Raw genomic sequence first — 19,756 nt, forward strand, 5'->3', positions numbered from 1 at the left:
TGGAACAAGAGGGTTAGCTCGGTCAGTTTTCGTTGGCTAGTAAAAGCAACGATAAGTCGAGAAGCCCCCACTTCAATAAAACCGTAAGGTTGATAAGTGGAGGGTAGTTCACATCGTTTACGGGTATGATGGACGTCATGAAAGAGGCATTCCTGTCTAGGAAATTGAGCAGGAGTTTAAAGCTTGGGTGCAGAAACAGTAGAGAACGAATACTTTTTAGGGGGGAGCTTATGGAAAAGTTTATTAAAATATGGATGAGTACCTATATGTGGCTTTTGATTTTTCTGCTGGTTCTTTTGTTCGAAGTTTTCGATCATGCTCATGTTTCTCTTTTAATCTTGGCCTTTTATTTTTTTGTTCACCTCATCATAGAAATTTACAAAAAAGCGGCAATTAGAAAAAAGTTGTTACTGTTTGTTTGATATTGATTTTTCTTTATTTAAGCTTTGTTTAAGTAAATAACCAAGGCAGTTGCCTTGGTTATTTCATGTACGAAGTTATAGCGTCATATGAACCTACCAGCTTAGTTCTCGAAGAATTTGAATACAATTTTGTACTCCATTTTACATATACTGCGGCATTATCTTCGTCAACATATTTTTTAGTAGTCCAATAATAATTTTTGCTCTTTGATACAGGCATTACAAGGTAATCTAAGATGACTGTGGTCATTCTTACATATCATGAAAATCTTGACATATACAAAACGCGCACCATCCGTATTCCGTGGTAAACTAAATTTGCAAAAACATAAGGAGGGGAAAAAATGGCCTTTTCTCAAAAAATTCTTCCAGCTTCTGTTAATATGAAGGAGTTTGAAAGGTTTTTAAAAAGTGATTATGAAATCGGGATTTTCCTGGAACTGCATATCTCACAGCTCAAATATGTCGCGGCGATGGCAAAGGCGGAAGGCAAAAAAATGATTTACCATGTGGACTTGATCCAGGGCTTGAAGAGTGATGATTACGCAACAGAATATTTATGCCAGGAATATCAACCTTTCGGGCTAATTTCCACGAAAGCCAATGTTATACAAAAAGCAAAGCAAAGGGGAGTCGTGTCGATCCAAAGAATGTTCCTGATTGATTCGCATGCGCTTGAGAAAAGTTACAAATTAATTGAACGGACGAAACCTGACTATATTGAAGTTTTGCCGGGCATCGCGCCATGGATGATTACCGAAGTAAAAGAACGGCTTGGCATTCCAATTTTTGCAGGCGGGTTGATCCGTACGCGGGAAGATGTGGAAAAAGCATTGAAAGCCGGAGCAGAAGGCATCACCACCTCGGATACGGATTTGTGGGAAGCCTTTTTGGAAAAGAAATAAAGAGAAGCGGCTGTTCCGGGCGGCCGCAGCGGTTTTTTGCATGGGGCGGCACCCGGGTGTACAGCGGGCATATTGACAAGCCGACTCCTAACCAGAAGTGGAAGCGATGTGAAACATTCTCCCATTGGAGCCGAATGCAGCCCAGCGGAATCCTAAGTCTGCTGGCAAGGATGTCCGCTTCTTTCAACAAAATCTGGAAAAATCCGGTATATATTTTTTGTGAACATGGATTGACAAAATTTAAAGTAAGCGTTATCATCATACATAAGTTAATAAACTTGGCAGGAGAACAAAGAGATCCACTCCATTCGCAACAAATTTGCGGGCGTCGTGGGTTTTTTTGTTCTTTTTTTGATGAAAGGGACCGGATTATTGCCGGATCAGCTTTTAATTCATTCGAAATGGAGGAAGGGCTATGAATTCATATTTAGCAGAATTGGTTGGCACAGCCATCCTGATTATTTTTGGTGGCGGTGTTTGTGCCAATGTCAATTTGAAAAAGTCATTTGCCTACCAGAGCGGCTGGATTGTCATTTCGTTCGGGTGGGGACTTGGCGTCGCCATGGCGGCTTATGCAGTCGGAAAATACAGCGGTGCCCACTTAAATCCCGCACTTACCGTCGGGCTTGCATTTAACGGGGATTTTCCATGGTCGAAAGTGGCCGGGTATATTTTGGCGCAAATGGTCGGAGCCATGATCGGCGCTGCCGTCGTATTTTTTCACTTTTTGCCGCACTGGAAGGAGACGGACGATCCGGGAGCCAAACTTGGCGTATTTTCGACCGGGCCGGCCATTCCAAACTATTTTGCGAATCTTATCAGTGAAATGATTGGGACCTTTGTTCTTGTGCTCGGTGTTCTTACGATCGGGGCAAATAAGTTTACAGACGGGCTGAACCCGTTCATCGTTGGCATGCTGATTGTAGCGATCGGGGTTTCACTTGGCGGGACGACGGGTTATGCGATCAACCCTGCCCGCGACCTTGGCCCGAGAATTGCCCATTTTCTGCTCCCGATTGCAGGGAAAGGGCCTTCGAATTGGGGTTATGCGTGGGTGCCGGTTGCCGGTCCGTTGCTCGGGGGTTCTCTCGGGGGCGTTTTTTACCGGGCTGTGTTTAAAAATGATTGGACGCCCGCGTTTTGGTGTGTTTTGCTAACGTGTTTACTTGTATTATTGATAGTATGGATGATAGAAAACAAGAAAAAGAGAGCGTAAGGAGGAAACGGGATGGAGAAATTTATTTTATCCATTGACCAGGGGACAACAAGTTCAAGAGCTATTCTTTTTAACCAAAAAGGGGAAATTGTGCATACAGCCCAGCAGGAATTTCATCAGTATTTTCCACAGCCTGGCTGGGTGGAACATAATGCGAATGAAGTGTGGGCATCGGTGCTCGCGGTTACGACGACCGTTTTAACAGAAGCAGATGTAGAGCCGAAGCAGATTGCCGCGATTGGGATTACCAACCAGCGTGAGACAACGGTCGTCTGGGATAAAAAGACGGGTCATCCGATTTACAATGCGATTGTCTGGCAGTCGCGGCAGACAGCGGATATTTGCGCTGACTTAAAAGAAAAAGGCTATGCTGATATGGTCCGTGAAAAAACAGGGCTCCTCATCGACCCGTATTTCAGCGGGACAAAAATCAAATGGATCCTTGACCATGTTGACGGAGCAAGAGAACGCGCTGAAAAAGGCGAGCTCCTGTTTGGCACAATCGACACTTGGCTGATCTGGAAATTTTCAGGCGGCAAAGCCCATGTTACCGATTATTCAAACGCGTCCCGGACACTTTTGTACAATATTTACGATTTGAAATGGGATCCCGAGCTGCTTGAAATGCTGGACGTTCCTGCTGCGATGCTCCCGGAAGTGAAGCCTTCCTCCCATGTTTATGCACGGACTGCGCCGTACCATTTCTTCGGTGAGGAAATTCCGATTGCAGGCGTGGCGGGCGACCAGCAGGCAGCGCTGTTCGGGCAGGCTTGCTATGAAGAAGGGATGGCGAAAAATACGTACGGCACCGGTTGCTTTATGCTGATGAATACCGGCGAAAAAGCTGTTTCTTCCAAGCATGGCTTGCTGACGACGCTCGCATGGGGTATTGATGGAAAAGTCGAGTATGCCCTTGAAGGCAGCATCTTTGTGGCAGGGTCAGCGATTCAATGGCTGCGTGACGGGATGCGCATGATCAAAGACAGCGCTCAAAGTGAATCGTATGCAGAGCGGGTTGATTCAACAGATGGTGTGTATGTCGTGCCGGCATTTGTCGGGCTTGGGACACCGTACTGGGAAAGCGATGTGCGCGGCTCGGTGTTCGGGCTGACACGGGGCACCACGAAAGAACATTTTATCCGGGCCACGCTTGAATCGCTCGCCTATCAGACGAAAGATGTGCTTGCTGCAATGGAGGCAGATTCCGGACTGCCGCTTAAAACATTGCGTGCGGACGGCGGCGCAGTGAAAAACAATTTTCTCATGCAGTTCCAAAGCGACATGTTAGGCGTGCCGGTTGAGCGCCCGGTTGTGAGCGAGACCACTGCACTTGGCGCCGCATACTTGGCGGGGCTTGCGGTCGGTTACTGGGAATCGCGTGAAGAAATTGCCCGCCAGTGGAAAGTGGAACGCAAATTTGAACCGTCACTCGCGGAAAAAGAACGCGAAGCCTTATATGACGGATGGAAAAAAGCAATCCGTGCAACCATTGCCTTTAAATAGATTTGCAGATTGCTGCAGGCAGCGCGGTAATCTGGCTTAGCCTGCGACCAAATTGGGCAGTCATACGGAAGTGGGCATGCAGTAGGCAACGTGGTTTATCTGGGTTAACCTGCGACCCAAATTGAGCAGCTGTACGGAACCGGGCATGTAGTAGGCAACACGGGTAATCTGGCTTACCCTGCGACCGAACTGGGCAGCCATACGGAAGCGGGTATGCAGTAGGCAACGTGGTTTATGTGGCTTACCCTGCGCTAGCATTGCTGTTGCAGGCGGCCCCTGCTTTTAAAAAGCTTGCAGGGATACCATGGCAATAACACCTTGGATTCTGGGTAGCTGCAATACTAGCAGGCAACTAATAGTTTTGCGTAAGCTTTTACGTAGCCAGCTATTGCGTTGTTATCGCTCATCGTTCTGGCGCCATTGCGTCTATGTTTTAGCCGCAATACTAGCAGGCAATCAATAGTTTTGCGCCAGCTTAACCTGTGAGTTGATGTGGCCAGCTATTGCTATTCGGGCGGCGTTGCCTTCCATGTTTTTCCGGCGCTGCCTTATCTAACGGGGCAACGGCAAGAAACGGGGATTACTACATTTTCCCGGTGCATAACAGCTGAAAATCAGCGGAAGGTCTGTTATAATAAAAACAAGTTCATAAAATGTCAAGAGATGCAGAGAGACCTGGCTTGTTTTATGGGAGTTTTCCATAATGCATGGTTCAGGTCTCTTTTTATTTTATAGGAGGGGACAAAAATGGAATTTTCAGGAAAAGAGCGTGGGGCAGTTTTACAAAACATGAAGGATAAAACGTTCGATCTGCTTGTGATCGGTGGCGGCATTACAGGGGCCGGCATTGCGCTTGACGCAGTGTCGCGCGGCATGTCTGTAGCGCTTGTCGAGATGCAGGATTTCGCGGCGGGCACATCAAGCCGGTCAACCAAACTTGTCCACGGGGGCCTGCGGTACTTGAAACAATTTGAAGTAAAAATGGTGGCGGAAGTCGGAAAAGAGCGCGCCATCGTTTATGAAAACGGCCCGCATGTGACAACGCCGGAATGGATGCTGCTGCCGTTCCATAAGGGCGGGACGTTCGGCGCATTTACAACGAATATCGGCTTGCGGCTGTACGACTTTTTAGCCGGCGTGAAAAAAACGGAACGCCGGAAAATGCTGTCGGCTTCGGAAACCTTAAACAAGGAACCGCTGATCAAAAAAGATGGGCTGAAAGGCGGCGGTTATTATGTCGAATACCGGACGGACGACGCGCGGCTGACCATTGAAGTGATGAAAGCAGCAGTCGCACACGGGGCGCTGGCTGTCAACTATACAAAAGCGGAAGAGTATTTATATGAAAACGGCCGCATCTCGGGGGCCACTGTTCGTGACCAGATCAGCGGGGAAACCGTAAACGTGCGGGCGAAAATGGTCGTCAATGCGACCGGGCCGTGGAGTGACAAAATGCGCAATAAAGACGGGAAAGGGAGCAAAAGCCTCCGCCTCACAAAGGGCGTGCATATTGTGTTTGACCAAAGTATCTTTCCGCTCCGGCAGGCCGTGTATTTTGATACGCCGGACGGCCGCATGGTGTTTGCCATTCCGCGCGGCGACAAAACGTACGTCGGCACAACGGATACATTTTACGACAAAGACCCGATTCACCCGAAACCGCTCCCGAAAGATATTGATTACTTATTAAAAGCGATCCACTTTATGTTTCCAAAAGTCAAAGTGACAGCCCGTGATGTCGAATCAAGCTGGGCCGGCGTCCGTCCATTGATTTACGAAGAAGGAAAAGACGCCTCCGAAATTTCGCGTAAAGATGAAATTTGGGAATCCGACAGCGGCCTCGTGACAATCGCAGGCGGCAAACTGACCGGTTACCGGAAAATGGCGGAAACGGTTGTAGATCTTGTAGCACGCAGGCTTGGCGGCAATTTTCAGCCGTGCCAAACGAAGCACTTGCCGATTTCCGGCGGTGATGTGGGCGGCTCTGAAAATTTGCCGGCGTTTGTCAAAGCAAAAACAAAAGAAGGCGAAGCAAGCGGCCTGTCTGCGGAAGCAAGCCGGGCGATTGCGGAAAAATACGGCACGAACGCGGATCACGTATATGCATATGCGAAAAGCTGGAAAGACGACTATCCGCTACCGCGGGAAGTGTACGCCGTATTGAAATATGCAGTGGAACAAGAAATGGTGGTAAAACCGGTCGATTTCTTCATTCGCCGTACCGGTGCCCTTTTCTTCGATATCAACTGGGTCCGCAAATGGAAAGAGCCGGTTATAGCATGGATGGCCGCTGAATTTTCCTGGGATGAAGAGACAGAACAGGCGTACAGGAAAGAATTGGAAGAAGCATTGCGGGAAGCGGTCCCGGAAGTGTAAACTTGTTCCGGGAAAGGGCACAGACCTTGGTGGCGAAAAAGGATTGGTTGACTATTCATATTGGAAGCATACGTCTCAGCTTTCTTGCAAAGACAGCTGGAAAAAGGCAGCGGGCACTGTTCCGCTGCTTTTTTGCGCTTTGCTTGCACCGATATTTTTTAAAAGCAAAATTTTTTTAATATAAAAATAGTGAAAACGGGATAAACCTGTACTATAATAGAAATATAGTTCGTGACGCTAAAATGTAAGCGCAAACAGAGGGGATGGAAAATGAGGATCAACTTTCGGAATCTTACAGTACAAGTCATTATCGGCATCATTCTGGGTATTATTGTAGGACTTGTTTCACCTAAATTCGGCGCGGAACTGAATATTCTCGCGCAATGGTTTATTAAACTGATCAAAATGCTCGTCCCACCGATTATCTTCTTTACGGTCATTATCGGGATCGGCGGCATGGGGGATTTGAAAAAAGTCGGTCGAATCGGCGGCAAGGCGCTTATCTATTTTGAAGTCGTCAGCACGGTTGCGCTCGCCATCGGTCTGATTATCGTGAATTTGATCCAACCCGGCCACGGCATTGATACAAGCCATGCGAAAACAAGCCAGGTTTCACAATTCGTCACACAGGCAAAAGACAGCGAACACGGTTTTATCGGTTTTATTTCCGGTATTATTCCGGAAAGCATCGCCGGGGCTTTTGTCAAGGGAGATCTTTTACCAATTTTATTTTTTGCGGTACTGTTCGGGGTTGCTGCCGCATCCCTCGGGGAGAGGGCAAAACCGGTTATCCGCTTTTTTGAAGACATGACGGAAGTTTTCTTTAAAATTGTCGGTATTGTCATGAAAGTGTCACCGATCGCTGCATTCGGGGCAATGGCATATACAGTTGGCCAGTTTGGCGCAAGCTCGCTGATCAATCTCGGCGAATTAATGGGGTCTGTCTACCTGACGATGATCATTTTTATCTTGCTTGTCCTCGGCGGGATTGCAAAAGCGTTCGGTTTCAACATTTTCAAGTTCATCGCTTATATAAAGGAAGAACTTTTACTCGTGCTCGGGACTTCTTCATCGGAATCGGCGATGCCTTCCCTGATGAGAAAACTCGAAAACTTTGGTTGCTCAAAATCCGTTGTCGGCCTTGTCGTTCCAACCGGATACTCGTTTAACCTTGACGGCACCGCCATCTATTTGTCGATGGCATCCATTTTCATTGCGCAGGCGTATAATGTGCACCTGACGATCGGGCACCAAATTATGCTGCTGCTGATTTTAATGCTGACATCAAAAGGGGCGGCCGGCGTGACCGGTTCCGGTTTCATTACCCTTGCTGCGACTTTGTCTGCGTTCCCGGTTATCCCGGTTGCAGGGATTGCGCTGTTGATCGGCGTGGACCGGTTCATGTCTGAATCACGCGCGCTCACAAATATTATCGGGAATGCCGTCGCGACGGTCGTCATCTCCAAAACGGAAAAAGAATTTGACAAAAATGAAGCACTGGAAACGGCTGCCCATCCTACAGAATCGATTCCTTCTTAATAAGAGGCGCTCCGATTGGGGCCCTCTTCTTTTTTAACATTGGCTTTGGAGAATACGCGGGGTAATTGAGAGATAGTTGCACTTTATTGAAGGAAGGATAAGAGGCGTTCCGAGGGGGGACACTCTTATTTTTTTAACATTGACTTTGACTTTGGGCGGTGTGCTTATTTTTGTGTACAATAGGGTGTGTTGAGGGATTTGTCCAGCAGGCCGCCTGCAGCTACGTAATGATATCTATGAAATTTGGAGAATACCGAGTAATTGAGGGATAATTGCACTTTATTGAAGAAGGGAAGTGAGCGCTTTGGAAAACCTGCGTAAAATGCCGCTTTTTAAAGGACTCGGGGACGCGGATCTGGCTGTGATCGCCGATATATCTGTTAAAAAGCATGCAGAAAAGGATGCGCATATTTTTTTCCAGGGGGACCCGCAGGAAGCCGTTTATTTTATTGAAAGCGGGGAAGTGAAAATTTACCGCACCGATGCGAACGGCAAAGAGCAAGTTGTCACACTGCTTCGCGATGGCGACATGTTCCCGCATGTTGGTTTTTTCCGTAAAATAAGCTACCCGGCGAATGCGATGGCGGTTGTAGACACGAATCTCGTTGCGATCCGGATTACTGATTTTGAAAACGTGTTGCTCAACAATCCGCAGCTGACCATGACTTTATACGGTGTGATGAGTGATGAAATCCTTGACTTGCAGGACCGGCTCGAAGCCCAGATTTTAAACAACGCTTACGAGCAAGTAGTCAAACTTTTTCTGCGCCTCACCCGCACACATGGCGTTCAGGAAAAAGACGGGTTTGTCCTCGTGAAAACCCCGCTCAACAACTCCGACCTCGCCAACATGATCGGCGTCACCCGTGAAACGGTCAGCCGCACGATCCGCCAGCTTAAAGAAAAAAACCTCATCCTCCCGCAGGAAAAAGGCACATACCTCATTCACCAGGAAAAACTGACGGAGGAACTGCTCGGGGTATAAAGATTTTCCCGCCGGTAAGAATTAAAGCAAAGAAAGACAAGGGGGCGTCGTGGGAGCGAAATGTCTTTCATCGGGGTGATGAAGGACAAAAGTAAAGTGCCCGTGCAGCGAAATGTCTTTCATCGAGGTGATGAAGGACAAAAGAGGAGCGCCCGGGTCAGCGAAATGTCTTTCATCGGGGTGATGAAGGACAAAAGAGAGGCGTTCGGGCAGCGAAATGTCTTTCATCGGGGTGATGAAGGACAAAAGAGAGGCGTCCAGGCAGCGAAATGTCTTTCATTGGGGTGATGAAGGACAAAAGAGGGGCGTCCGGGCAGTGAAATGTTCTTCATCAGAGCTATGAAAGACAAAAGTGAAGTGCCCGCGCAGCGAATTGTCTTTCATCAAGGTGATGAAAGACAAAAGGGGGTTGCCCACGCAGCAAAATGTCTTTCATCGGAGTTATGAAAGACAAAAGAGAGCTGGAATCCGAGCAAATTGTCCTTTTGGGGGATTCAAAAAGACAAAAGAAAGCCGGACCCGGGGTGAATTGTCCTTTTGGAGGTCTCAAAAAGACAAAAGAAAGCTGGGATCCGGGCAAATTGTCTTTTTTGGGGGATTCAAAAAGACAAAAGAGAGCTGGAATCCGAGCAAATTGTCCTTTTGGAGGTCTCAAAAAGACAAAAGAAAGCCGGACCCGGGGCAAATTGTCCTTTTGAAGGTCTCGTGACCACTGAAAAAAGCCATTTTTTTATGTAAAATTTGCTGTGTAGTGTAAGAAATTTTCTGTAAATGGTACTCTTTACCATAGAAATTAGTAAAAATGACAAATGTTTGGCTATAATTCGCCTTTTTAGAGGATAGTATGGCGGCTATCCTCTTTAAATTTACTGCCAAGGCTGTTAGCTTGGCTTGTAAGCCCATGCTTTTTAGACCGTACCATTTGGCACGATCTAACCCGTGGAAATTCTTCATTTCGCCATTTTTCCCTTCTTGGCATGCTCTTTTTTTATACTTCTCTTTAAATCCCTCCGATTTCTGTTGTTGACTATACTCATAAAATTCTGGGGTGTTGATTCCGATCCCTAATACTTTTCCGACTGTTTTTCCGGTTATGCAAACTTCTCGCATTGGGCAATTTCTACATTGTTCTCTGTCAAAATAGTAATTATACGTTTCTTTTCCACATTTTCTTATATAGTGTTTCTTTTTGATTGTTTTGTTTCCTTGACTACAGAACCACTCGTCAGAATCTTTGTTATAACTGAATCTTTCTTCGTCTATGCGATATGCAGCTTCACTTACAGGGATGTATGCCTTTGCTTTAAGTTCAGAGATTTTGTCTAAGATTGGCTTTTTAAAATAGGCTTTATCACCATATACTTCTGGTATTTTTATTCTCGTTTTCTTGGTTAACTCTAATAATTCATCAAACTTCGTTCCATCCACATAAGCTCCATTACCAGTATGAACAGCTGTAATCATTCGATCTTCTGTTGTCATCATAAATTCCGTTTTATAACCAAAGAAAGGATCATTTTTGCTTTTATACCCTATTCTCGCTTCTTGGTCGACAATCGATCGTACCCCTTTTTGCTCCATAAACTTCGGGTCTGCTAAAATTTCTTTCGCATTATTAACGAGTGCTTTTGTTTCAGGTGCTTTCTCCAGTTCAACTAGTTCTTCTACCTTTGATACCGTTTCTTCAAGATAGGACTTCATTGTTTTTCTAGCTTCATCATGGTTTTCTATTTCTTTATAATCAGGGATTTCTTGGTTGATTTCACTTGGTATTTCTCCGTTTTCTTCTTTAACGGTTTTAAAGATTTTTTTCGCTAATTGTTTCATGACTCGTTCCGGTCTATATTTTTTGGTGTTGGCTTCTGTATGAGTGGAATCAATCGTTATACCAGAAACCTTTTGTAAAATTCCTTTTTCAATGCATTGGTTTATGATTTCAATAATAATTTCATCTATAGTGAGATTGCCTTCTAATCTACTTTTACGAAATTTTGCCAAAAGACTTGGGTGAGGGAGGTCGTCTTCCGGATTGATTCCTAAAAAATACATATATGCAAGGTTTAATGAGCAATTTTCTATAACTTTCTCATCAGATAAGTCATAGAGTTTTTGTAACACCAAGATTTTAACCATAAGTTCGGGCTCTTTTGCTGGCCTTCCATATTCTTTACAGTAAGTTTTTTCAAGCATTTTATTGATAAAACTAAAATCCACTTCATCTCTTAATAATTTAAGTGTATGATTTTCAGGAATTTTATCGTATAATATGGAATAGATGCTTAATTGATTATCTTTTTCTTTAAGCATGATAGATACCCCCAGTTTGGTTTTGGTTTGTAGTATAACTTTATTATACCAAATACTGGGGGTATTTTTTTTCAATTTATTGTACATATAATTATTTTGAATTTTCAGATTGACTTTTTCAGTGGTCCCGAAGGTCTCAAAAAGACAAAAGAGAGCTGGGATCCGTACAAATTGTCCTTTTGAAGGTCTCAAAAAGACAAAAGAGAGCTGGAATCCGGGCAAACTGTCCTTTTGGAGGTTTCAAAAAGACAAAAGAAAGCCGGACCCGGGGCAAATTGTCCTTTTGGGGGGTTCAAAAAGACAAAAGAGAGCTGGAATCCGAGCAAACTGTTCTTTTGGAGGTCTCAAAACGACAAAAGAGGAACGCACGCGCAACGAGTTGTCTTTCCCCGGGGCCAGGAAAGAAAAATAAAAAGCAAACCGCCCCTTTTAAAAGTCAAACGGCTTCTTCGAGCAACCGCTTAAATAGAATATTATTCTCCAGGTGAATGTGCTGGAATGTATCATTTTCAAAATTTTCAAGGCGGTGGTATACGAGCTGGAATGTACGGCATGCCCCTTCCGGCAACGTATAGTCATTCGTAATTTCGCGGAGCCGGTGCAAAATTTCCCCGACAGCAGCATGTTCTGTTTCAAGATCGGTCAAAACGGCTGTCGCGGCTTTCAGGTTAGCGGCAGTTGGAAGGCTTTCGTATGCACGAATGGCCGGGAATTGTTCGGTATCTTCTTTTTCAGTATGCTCCAGCAGTTCTGTTTTTAATTGGTTAAACAGTTTATGCACTTCGATGAGATGCGGGTGGTTGCCGCCGTGGACACGCATCACTTTTGTTACATACGGGCTCAAGTTTGGCAGTTCCTCGCGCAAAAACGCGTGATGGGTGGCCTGAATATAGTTGACAATTTCCGTATAGCCCGCTTCATTCCAATTTTGCTCAGTGCCTTTTCCGGCATATTGGCCATAAAGGTTGCAAATAGCATCAAGTAGTTCATCTGCTGATAGGTTGCGCTTTTCCGCAGCTTCTTTCACAGACACATTGCCGCCGCAACAAAAATCGATACGATTTGCTTTAAACAGATCCGCCGCTTTTGGGAATAAGGTTACGATTTCCCCGACAGTCTGGCTCGTTGTAAAACGTTCCATCGAATTCACTCCTCCATTTCATTGCTGCCTTCATCATAAACCATCAGCACCTGCTTATTTGTGATGCACATCACAGCAATTGAGGAAAGTTCTTATTTATGTTAAGGAAGCGCGAAAAAACGAAGGCCTTCCTTCACATAGAGTGCGTCTATGTGAAGAAAGCGTGGAAAAATGACGGCCTTCCTACACATAGAAGGCGTCTACATTAAGGAAGCGTGGAAAAACGAAAGCCTTTCTTCACATAGAGTGCGTCTTTGTTAAGGAAGCGTGGAAAAATGACGGCCTTTCTTCACATAGAACCCGTCTACGTTAAGGAAGCACGAAAAAAAGATGTCCTTTCTTCACATAGAGTGCGTCTAAGTTAAGGAAGCGCGGAAAAAAGACGGTCTTTCTTCACCTAGAGCCCGGCTATGTTATTTAATAGAAAAAAAGCATCCCAAAACCTTGGCCATAAGAAGCATGATCTGCCCAAAGAAAAAAGCGCCAATCTAAATTGGCGCCTCCGCAATTATTCCGCTTTGCTTGCTTCTAATTCCACCGTAAATTTGATTTCATCGCCAACGAGGACACCGCCTGTTTCAAGGGCTGCGTTCCAAGTAAGGCCGTAATTGCTCCGTTTTACGGTCCCTTCTGCACTAAAGCCGGCTGTTTCCGCGCCGCTCATCGGGTTTTTCGAAATCCCTTCAAATGTGACTTTAAATGTTTCTTCTTTTGTCACGCCATGAATCGTTAAATCACCGGTAACGTTATAATCATTGTCCCCTGCCTTTGTAACCGACTTGGAAACAAATGTAATATTCGGATATTGTTCAACATCTAAGAAATCAGCAGAACGAAGATGATTATCGCGGTCATCATTTTTCGTATGAATGCTCCTGGCATCAACAATAAAAGAAACTTTTGCATCCGTTAAATCTTGGGGATCAGCTTCGATTTCGGCTTCGAAATTTTGAAAAGACCCTTTTACTTTTGAAATCATCATATGTTTTACTGTGAAATCAATGGTGCTATGTGCATAGTCAACTGCCCATTTTGTTTTTGTCATCCTAAATTCCTCCTGTTTTTAAAACTTACTTTTCGTAACTTAGTTTAATATCGTAAGTTAAAAAAGTCAAGAAAACCGAACCCTTTTAAAAAAAGGGTTCGGTTTCTGAATCAGCAGGTAGGCAACATCCTGCATGTTAATGGTGCTTTTTGCACTTTCTTTTGCAGTATAGTGGTTCTTACACCAGGCAGAATCCTGCATTGTTAACGGTGTTTGCGGGAACCAATTCGGGCACGCCGTAAGTCGCGCAAAAGCCGCGTGCTGAAAACCCGCAGCAATGCGTGTCAATCAATAACTGGAGAAGGTAGGTAATTCCAGCCCAAAAATTGCATGCCAACTTATATATAATGATGCCCATTCCATCGCATCCATATACTCCGGCTCTAGCTCTAGGCCAGATTAGGCAGGTGCAGCCATTCATTCCTTGACCATTACATATGCTTCACTTCAGTTGTCAACCGAGCTTCGCGGCGCAGCCAATCATTTCTGGACAATTGCGTATGCTCAATTCGATCGCCAACCGAGCTTCGCGGCAAAGCCATTCATTCCTTGACCATTACGTAAACTTCAATTCGTGTATCAACCGAGCCTCGCAAGCGCAGCCATTCATTCTTTGACAATGCCGTGCAACATGCAGATGTCATTCTGCAAACGGGAACCAGCCCGGCGTTGAGATGATCATCTTCCACAGCGGTTCCGGAATAACGAGCCGTTCGCGGTCGTCTTTTCTTAACGCGGTTTGAATTGCATCCTCCTGGCCGGCTTTAATTTTTTCCACCCAATGCGGCTCCATGACAAGCTCACGGCCGAGGGCAATAAGCGGTACATCGGTTTCCATTGCCTTCAAAACCTCGTCTCCTGTGTGCAGGGAGCCGACGCCGATCAAAGGCACGCGGCCTGCGACATGTTCCACGATCTGTTCCATGCGCGGACGGCCGGGTTCACCGCCGCGGCGGGCTTTAGACCAGAAGTGCTGCAGGGAAATATGCACATAGTCGAGCTCTTTTTCCATCAGCGCATCCAAAAGCGCGAACGTGTCATCCATCGTAATCCCCGGTTCGTACGGTTCTTCCGGGGATAAGCGGTATCCGACTAAAAACGGCCGGTCTGCATATTCCGCCACCGCATTTTTCACAGCATCGACGACAGCAAGCGGGAATGCAAGCCGTTTTTCCAGACTGCCGCCCCACTCGTCTTCACGCCGGTTCGTATACGGGGAGAAAAATTGTTGAATCAGATAGCCGTTTGCACCGTGAATTTCAACGCCATCAAAACCGGCTTCGATCACGCGGCGTGTTGCTTCGCCAAATGCCTTCACAATTTCAGCGGTTTCTTCTCCCGTCAACGCGCGTGCATGGACACTGCCATCTGACGAATCTGTTTCACTCGCGCTCACAACATCTCCGCCCGGCACGAGTTCAGCCGGGCATTCGCGGCCACCATGGTGGATTTGCACAACCGCTTTTGCACCGTTTTGCTGAATCGTTTGTGCCAGTTTTTTCATGCTCTCAACCATTTCGTCTGTATGTGCGCCAGGTTGCCCGGTAAACGCTTTGCCGTTTTCCGTAACATTGGCACATGCCGTCACGACCATCCCCGGCCCTTTTGCACGTTCTGCATAATAACGCAGCTCAGCATCCGAAATCGTGCCGTCATCATTCGAGGAATAATGGGTCATCGGCGCCATCACGATGCGGTTTTCCGCCCTGACGCCGCTTTTAAACGTAATGGGTTCAAACAGTTTATCGTATTTGCTCATGGTCATGCTCCTTTCCTGGTTGCTTTCGCTTTTTTATTATGTTCCAATCTGTAAAAAAACGAAAATGAAAAGCACCGATCAAACCATGCAGGCATATCATATAGGAAAGTATTTTTTACATCATGAATTGGGAGACGTGAATGATGAGTGATGTCCTTTTACTGCTTCAAATGGTGGCAAAAAGGTTGAGTATCCTTTCGTTGATTACAGCGGTATTGCTGTTGTTGTCCCATTTATGGCTGTACGCTGTATTCGCGTTCATCATAATGGGCGGCCTGATTTGCGTTGACAGGATCATCAGTGAAAAAGGCAATTCACGGGCAGCGGAAAACCAGCGCTATTATACTTTGATCGTTGTGACAGATGAAGATTGGCATGAAGAAGAGCATGTGCCGTTTCTTGAAATGGATCATGTCTCCTTAGAGCTGCATTATCAATATGAAGATATCCGTCGCATTAATCCGTTGATCCAGCTGCAGGCGTTTCCCGGATTTGTTCTCGTCGAAACGGATGATACAAAAAGAATAGAGGAATCATTGCAAAACCCGGCGCTCGTTACGGGAAACTATGCGGAAGTTATCCGTTTTCTGAAACAGGAAAGCGCGGCGGAAAGCTGAAAAAGAAACGGAATCCAAACAAAGCCGATGCCCATTTGTTGCGTGAAATTGCTTGGGAGAAGTCTTTTTCCGAAACAGGAAGTGCGACTGGAAAGCTGAAATAGATACGGAAATCCAAGCAAAGCCGATGCCCGTTTGTCTCGAAAATTGCGTGGGAGCGGTCTGTTTTCTGAAACAGAAAGCGCGGCGGGAAGCTGAAAAAACGGAATATCAAGCAACCATGCAAAGCCCGATGTCTGTCTGGAGAGGATTTTGTTTTTTGAAGTAGGAAACCCGCGCCAAAAATTGAAGTAGAACGGGATATTGCGTGGGCTTGATCTTCTGAAACGCGGGAAAGTACGAGAAATTTGAAATGAGGTGGAAATTCAAAAAAGCAAAGTTGCTCCCCGTTTGAGAATTGTGCGGAGATGGTCCGTTGTTTGAAGTCGAAAATCATGGCAGGCAGCGGAACATAAATGAACTTTTTAAGAAAAATCGGAAAGGCTCCTTTTCACTAACATTTCCTGTGTTAAAATGTAAAAAAAGTACGTTCAAGGGGAGCTTTTTCAATGGTGTTTCAAAAAGGGGAAAAGTTAGAAGAAGATTTGTACTCCAATAGCGGCGTCCTGTTGCTGCGGAAAGGGACGTTTCTTACAGAAAGGCTCGCTGCCATTTTAAATAAATATGAAGTCCTGCGCGATCCGGAATTGGACGGCAGGCGCATTGCCACCGAAGTGCCCGGGATCTTCCATGACTTATTATATGAGAGTATTTACCATGAAATGGAAGAACTCCAGCGCATCATTCAAGTGAAAACAACCCTTTGTGATGCAGAAGTGGAGAGTATGGAAAAAAATTTTCGCAAGCTTTACAAAGAAGTGTTTACGACCCGGACGTCTATTTTGGAACTAATGGAGCATTTCTCCGCTGACGAATATTTGTTCAAACACTGTATCCATGTCGGGCTGATCGCTGCCAATATTGGGAAAATTTTGAAGCTGGATCCTGAAAAGCAAAGCCTGCTGGCGCAAATGGGGCTTTTCCACGATATTGGCAAGTTCACCATTGACCCGCAAATTCTCAATAAACCGGGAAGACTAACAGATGAAGAGTTTGCCTTGATCAAGAAGCATCCGGAAGCGGGTTACCGGCTGCTTGAGAAAACATCGCTCGACCCGATGATTTTAAAAGGGACCCTAATGCACCATGAACGGCTGGACGGCTCAGGCTATCCGGATGGCAGGAAAACCATTCCTTTTCTTGTCAGAATTTTATCGGTGGCGGATACGTTTGACGCCATTTGTTCCAACCGCGCATACCGCAGGAGGCAGCCGGTGTTTTTTGCAATTGACGAATTAATGGCGGACGCCGATGCTGGCCGGCTCGATCGGGAAATTGTCCTCCCGTTTGCCAACTTTCTGATGGAAAATTACCGGAAACAGCCGATTACACTGCGTAACGGGGTGAAAGGGAGCATTATCCGTATCCATCCGCTTCATCCAAACCAGCCTGTTCTTAAAGTCGAAGGTTACCCGGTTTTAAACCTGATGGAACAAAAACTGACCTTGTTTCAAATCGCCAATCCCTATTAACCGGGGATTCTTATGTACGTACCCCATGTAAAAAAGACAAAGCGTGTCTTTTTGAGCCGGAAAGTACGGTCCGCCCGGGTGGTTCAACAAAAATCTTCCCGGAAAGAGCGAAGGGTGAGACAAAGTAATAACGGATTACAACATTCATACCAAAACCGGGCATTGACTTGTCCTGCCCGGTTTTGGTATAGTATTTCTATTCAAATAGCGACGATGAAGGATCAATAGTAGCCGGAACTTTTCCTTTTAAAGCGAGCCGGGGGCGGTGGAAGCCCGGCAAGGAACCCGGTGAAACGGCAGTCCGGAGTTTTTTTCATGGAAAGTGGGTGCGAAAATTTCGCATCAACTGGGGTGGAACCGCGGGAATTCAAGCTCTCGTCCCCAGGCTGTTGCCTGGAGCCGGGAGCTTTTTATATGGAAACATTCCCGTCCCCAGGGGAAACCATTTCAATGAAAAAAGGAGAGATGACAATGAGCGTCACGATGGATCAAATCGTCTCGCACGCGAAACACCGCGGGTTTATTTTCCCGGGTTCGGAAATTTACGGAGGACTTGCCAACACTTGGGATTATGGCCCGCTCGGCGTCGAATTCAAAAACAACGTTAAAAAAGCCTGGTGGAAAAAGTTCATCCAGGAGTCGCCGTACAATGTCGGCCTTGATGCTGCCATTCTGATGAACCCGCGCACATGGGAAGCAAGCGGCCACCTCGGCAATTTTAATGACCCGATGATCGACTGCAAACACTGTAAAGCCCGGCACCGTGCCGACAAACTGATCGAAAATGCCCTGCATGAAAAAGGGATCGACATGATTGTTGACGGCCTGCCGTTTGAAAAAATGGAAGAGCTGATTAAAGAGCATGATATCGCCTGCCCGGATTGCGGCAGCAAAGACTGGACCGGCATCCGCCAGTTCAATCTGATGTTCAAAACGTACCAGGGCGTAACCGAAGACAGCACGAATGAATTGTATTTGCGCCCGGAAACCGCACAAGGCATTTTTGTCAATTTTAAAAATGTGCAACGGACCATGCGCAAAAAATTGCCGTTCGGGATCGCCCAAATCGGCAAAAGTTTCCGGAACGAAATCACTCCGGGGAACTTCATTTTCCGCACGCGCGAATTCGAGCAGATGGAACTTGAATTTTTCTGCAGGCCGGGCGAAGAGCTGAAATGGTTTGACTACTGGAAACAGTATGCGCGCGAATTTTTACTGAATCTTGGCATGAAGGAAGAAAACTTGCGGCTGCGCGACCATGAAAAAGAAGAATTGTCCCACTACTCGAACGCGACCACCGACTTTGAATACAACTTCCCGTTCGGCTGGGGCGAACTGTGGGGCATTGCCTCCCGTACCGATTACGACCTGAAACGCCATATGGAATATTCCGGCGAGGATTTCACTTATCTTGACCAGGAAACGAATGAACGCTTTGTTCCGTACTGCATTGAGCCGTCGCTCGGGGCAGATCGTGTAGCACTGGCATTTTTGATTGATTCTTATGCTGAAGAGGAACTTGAAGACGGCACAAGCCGCACGGTCATGCACCTGCACCCGGCCCTTGCACCTTACAAAGCCGCGGTTTTGCCGCTGTCGAAAAAATTATCGGATGAAGCACGCGACATTTTTGCGGATTTGTCAAAAACGTTTATGGTTGACTTTGACGAAACCGGGTCGATCGGCAAGCGCTACCGCCGCCAGGACGAAATCGGCACGCCGTTTTGCATCACATACGACTTCGATTCGCGCGACGACCATATGGTGACCGTCCGCGACCGCGACACCATGGAGCAAACCCGTGTGCCAATCACGGAACTTAAAGCCTTTTTGGAAGAAAAAATTAAGTTTTAAAAAAAAGCCCGCAGCTTGCGGGTTTTTTTCTTTGTTGGTGCGCCAGGCAGCCATAAGCAATATTTATCCTGAACGTAATGGATTTTGACGCGAAAAACTTATGTTCATTTTTGGAACGCCTAATTGGACATTACTAATGGGGGGTTACGTCTCATTTGTCTATTAGAACCACTAATTAGACAAAACCCGCTGAGGCCGCGGCTCTTTTGTCCAATTGGAACGCCTAATTAGACAATTCCACCGGGATCTACGCCACATTTGTCTAGTTGGAGCCCCTAATTAGACAATTCCAACGAGGTTTATACTTCATTTGTCTAATTAGAACGCCTAACTAGACAAAATCTGCTGAGGCCGCGGCTCTTTTGTCCAATTGGAACGCCTAACTAGACATTTTCAACGGGTTTTCGCCTAATTTGTCCAATTGGATGCGGCCTGTTTTTGTTTTGTCCTTTTGACAGGATCAAAAGGACATTTCGTTACCTGATGCCGCTCGTTTTGTCTTTTTGACGGCTTCAA

At 46.1% G+C, this 19,756-nt stretch carries 13 protein-coding genes, 1 pseudogene and 1 other annotated feature; of the genes and pseudogenes, 10 read left to right on the top strand and 4 right to left on the bottom strand.

Going from position 1 to position 19,756, the window contains the following annotated elements; translation table 11 throughout:
* Positions 1-230 precede the first annotated feature (230 nt).
* The 7 genes from NFR98_RS13785 (at position 231) to NFR98_RS13815 (ending at position 8,946) form a co-directional block, all read left to right on the top strand.
* Entirely contained in the window at positions 231-422 is a 192-nt protein-coding gene (locus NFR98_RS13785; RefSeq protein ID WP_081105656.1) for a hypothetical protein, read from the top strand.
* 344 nt (positions 423-766) lie between these two features.
* Positions 767-1,327 carry a glycerol-3-phosphate responsive antiterminator gene (locus NFR98_RS13790; protein ID WP_251460349.1) on the top strand — a complete coding sequence of 187 codons (561 nt, stop codon included), beginning with the start codon at positions 767-769 and terminating at the stop codon, positions 1,325-1,327.
* Positions 1,328-1,742: 415 nt separating this feature from the next.
* Entirely contained in the window at positions 1,743-2,543 is an 801-nt protein-coding gene (locus NFR98_RS13795; protein ID WP_046721341.1) for an MIP/aquaporin family protein, read from the top strand.
* Between the two features lie 12 nt (positions 2,544-2,555).
* On the top strand, positions 2,556-4,046 hold the full coding sequence (glpK, locus tag NFR98_RS13800; protein WP_251460352.1) for a glycerol kinase GlpK: 1,491 nt from the start codon (positions 2,556-2,558) through the stop codon (positions 4,044-4,046).
* Positions 4,047-4,793: 747 nt separating this feature from the next.
* The gene (locus NFR98_RS13805; RefSeq protein WP_061087274.1) at positions 4,794-6,422 is read left to right on the top strand and encodes a glycerol-3-phosphate dehydrogenase/oxidase; all 1,629 of its coding nucleotides are present in this window, start codon (positions 4,794-4,796) and stop codon (positions 6,420-6,422) included.
* Between the two features lie 270 nt (positions 6,423-6,692).
* The gene (gene dctA, locus NFR98_RS13810) at positions 6,693-7,961 is read left to right on the top strand and encodes a C4-dicarboxylate transporter DctA (protein WP_035189162.1); all 1,269 of its coding nucleotides are present in this window, start codon (positions 6,693-6,695) and stop codon (positions 7,959-7,961) included.
* A gap of 304 nt (positions 7,962-8,265) precedes the next feature.
* The gene (locus NFR98_RS13815) at positions 8,266-8,946 is read left to right on the top strand and encodes a Crp/Fnr family transcriptional regulator (protein ID WP_014096278.1); all 681 of its coding nucleotides are present in this window, start codon (positions 8,266-8,268) and stop codon (positions 8,944-8,946) included.
* A 789-nt stretch (positions 8,947-9,735) separates the two neighbouring features.
* On the opposite strand, the pseudogene NFR98_RS13820 reads toward NFR98_RS13815, so the two are convergent.
* The 4 genes and pseudogenes from NFR98_RS13820 to NFR98_RS13835 all read right to left on the bottom strand — a co-directional run.
* A pseudogene (locus NFR98_RS13820) lies at positions 9,736-11,253 on the bottom strand (IS1182 family transposase); the annotation flags it as partial.
* A gap of 436 nt (positions 11,254-11,689) precedes the next feature.
* On the bottom strand, positions 11,690-12,394 hold the full coding sequence (gene ric, locus NFR98_RS13825; protein WP_251460354.1) for an iron-sulfur cluster repair di-iron protein: 705 nt from the start codon (positions 12,392-12,394) through the stop codon (positions 11,690-11,692).
* Positions 12,395-12,902: 508 nt separating this feature from the next.
* Positions 12,903-13,439, bottom strand: a complete 537-nt coding sequence (locus tag NFR98_RS13830) for a YceI family protein (RefSeq protein ID WP_013858263.1) — start codon at positions 13,437-13,439, stop codon at positions 12,903-12,905.
* A gap of 640 nt (positions 13,440-14,079) precedes the next feature.
* The gene (locus NFR98_RS13835; RefSeq protein WP_168985831.1) at positions 14,080-15,198 is read right to left on the bottom strand and encodes an NADH-dependent flavin oxidoreductase; all 1,119 of its coding nucleotides are present in this window, start codon (positions 15,196-15,198) and stop codon (positions 14,080-14,082) included.
* 143 nt (positions 15,199-15,341) lie between these two features.
* On the opposite strand from NFR98_RS13835, the gene NFR98_RS13840 reads away from it, so the two are divergent.
* The 3 genes from NFR98_RS13840 to NFR98_RS13850 all read left to right on the top strand — a co-directional run bounded on the left by NFR98_RS13840 (position 15,342) and on the right by NFR98_RS13850 (position 19,240).
* Positions 15,342-15,815 (top strand): hypothetical protein, encoded by a 474-nt coding sequence (locus NFR98_RS13840; RefSeq protein WP_251460356.1) that lies wholly within the window; start codon positions 15,342-15,344, stop codon positions 15,813-15,815.
* A gap of 548 nt (positions 15,816-16,363) precedes the next feature.
* Positions 16,364-17,386: an HD-GYP domain-containing protein gene (locus NFR98_RS13845; protein WP_061565278.1), complete on the top strand. Its 1,023-nt coding sequence runs from the start codon at positions 16,364-16,366 to the stop codon at positions 17,384-17,386.
* Between the two features lie 204 nt (positions 17,387-17,590).
* Positions 17,591-17,772: a binding site (T-box leader), on the top strand.
* Positions 17,773-17,857: 85 nt separating this feature from the next.
* On the top strand, positions 17,858-19,240 hold the full coding sequence (locus NFR98_RS13850) for a glycine--tRNA ligase (RefSeq protein WP_251460358.1): 1,383 nt from the start codon (positions 17,858-17,860) through the stop codon (positions 19,238-19,240).
* The last annotated feature ends 516 nt before the right edge of the window (positions 19,241-19,756 follow it).

Origin of the sequence: Weizmannia agrestimuris, from assembly GCF_943193165.1 — a bacterium.
Classification (GTDB): domain Bacteria; phylum Bacillota; class Bacilli; order Bacillales; family Bacillaceae_C; genus Weizmannia; species Weizmannia faecalis.